The organism is Variovorax boronicumulans (assembly GCF_019352895.1).
Lineage (GTDB): Bacteria > Pseudomonadota > Gammaproteobacteria > Burkholderiales > Burkholderiaceae_C > Variovorax > Variovorax boronicumulans_A.
Genome location: NZ_JAAAFX010000014.1, coordinates 692,970 through 693,968 on the forward strand (window position 1 = coordinate 692,970; position 999 = coordinate 693,968).

A 999-nucleotide genomic window follows, 5' to 3' on the forward strand; every position below is an offset into this window, starting at 1 on the left:
CAGGCGAAAGCCTTGAACATCGACTTCGGCACCGGCATCGCCTACGTGCTGGTGGCGCTGGTCGTCGGTGGCGGCCTGGGCGCCTACATGGCCAACAAGGTCGAGATGACCAAGATGCCAGAGCTGGTGGCCTTCATGCACAGCATGATCGGCCTGGCGGCGGTGTTCATCGCGGTGGCCGCGGTGGCCGAGCCCTGGGCCTTCGGCATCACGGCCGCCCCGGTGGCCGCGGCCATCGGCAGCGTCACGGTCGATGGCGGCGCGGTGCTGATCGACGGCTTCCTGCGCTACGCCATCCCCACGGGCAACCGGCTGGAGCTGTTCCTGGGCGCGGCCATCGGCGCCATCACCTTCAGCGGCTCGGTGATCGCCTTCGGCAAGCTCTCGGGCAAGTACAAGTTCCGCCTGTTCCAGGGCGCGCCGGTGCAGTTCTCGGGCCAGCACCTGCTCAACCTGGTGCTGGGCCTGCTGACCGTCGCGCTGGGCCTGGTGTTCGTCTTCACCGAGAGCTGGACCGCCTTCTTCGCGATGCTGGCGCTGGCCTTCGTGATGGGCGTGCTGATCATCATCCCGATCGGTGGCGCGGACATGCCGGTGGTGGTGTCGATGCTCAACAGCTACTCGGGCTGGGCGGCTGCCGGCATCGGCTTCAGCCTGAACAACGCGATGCTGATCATCGCGGGCAGCCTGGTGGGCAGTTCGGGCGCGATCCTGAGCTACATCATGTGCAAGGCCATGAACCGCAGCTTCTTCAACGTGATCCTGGGCGGCTTCGGCGGCGAGGCGGTCACGGCCGGTAGCGCGGCCAAGGAGCAGCGCCCGGTCAAGAGCGGCAGTGCCGACGACGCGGCCTTCGTCTTGAGCAATGCCGAGACAGTGGTGATCGTGCCGGGCTACGGCCTGGCGGTGGCACGCGCGCAGCATGCGGTCAAGGAACTCGCGCAGAAGCTCACCGACAAGGGCATCACGGTGAAGTACGCGATCCACCCGGTGGCCGGG

The 999-nt window shown here is 67.4% G+C and carries 1 protein-coding gene; it reads left to right on the forward strand.

Features of this window, described 5'->3' with window-relative positions; genetic code table 11:
- Nucleotides 1–999 (forward strand): NAD(P)(+) transhydrogenase (Re/Si-specific) subunit beta (locus tag K0H49_RS29575; protein ID WP_219220338.1); only part of this gene is annotated, 999 nt, incomplete at both ends.